Source organism: Parabacteroides sp. AM08-6, from assembly GCF_003473295.1.
In the GTDB taxonomy this organism is placed as follows: Bacteria; Bacteroidota; Bacteroidia; order Bacteroidales; family Tannerellaceae; genus Parabacteroides.
The window spans coordinates 1-682 of the sequence record NZ_QRMP01000017.1 but is presented as its reverse complement, the minus strand read 5'-3'; the positions used below and the strand labels follow the sequence as shown (position 1 = coordinate 682).

Here is a 682-nt window from a genome sequence, read left to right as displayed (position 1 = left end):
GAAAAGGGGATATGACTATTTTGACACATCCCCGACGAGCGTTACTATCTATAAAGCAGCCGGTTGAGCTTTTCTCTCAGGATAGTAATTTTTCCATTTCTTAGTCAGCACTCCCTTTTGATTATAAGCCTGTTCCGGTGTTAACCAATTATTACTGGCATGCGGCCTTTCGTGATTGTAGAACTCTATGGCAGGGATCAGGACTGCTCGTATATCATCTTCATTTTTAAACGTATACAAGGATAACCATTCTTGTTTCAATATGCCGTTAATACGTTCTGCAACCGCATTCTCTAACGGATCCCCATGTTCCGTCCGACTGACCCGTATGCCATACCGGGTCAACAAATCCATATATGCGAAATAAGTATACTGAATGCCCCTGTCCGAATGCACAGTACCCGCGCATGTAACCCTTTTTAACGTATCAATCCGATAGCAAAACTGTAACTACTCAGCCCCCTGTTTACATCTTTTATGTTGCTGGTTTTAAATGTTTTATTAAGCAACAGAACACGCCGGTTAACCATTGGGGCAAAATGACAAAATGATATTTTATGCTAAAAAAATATCATCATGAATGAAAAAAAGAGCCTCAATAATTTGTGTATCTATCTAATTATCAGTATCTTTATGTCATGAAAGAAAGCGTATCGGACATTGTGGATATACTCCGGGAGGC

General features: G+C 39.9%; 1 protein-coding gene. It reads right to left on the bottom strand.

Annotated elements, in window-relative coordinates; genetic code table 11:
- Positions 1 to 48 precede the first annotated feature (48 nt).
- The gene (locus tag DW103_RS11360) at positions 49 to 354 is read right to left on the bottom strand and encodes an integrase core domain-containing protein (protein ID WP_158576690.1); all 306 of its coding nucleotides are present in this window, start codon (positions 352 to 354) and stop codon (positions 49 to 51) included.
- Between the last annotated feature and the right edge of the window lie 328 nt (positions 355 to 682).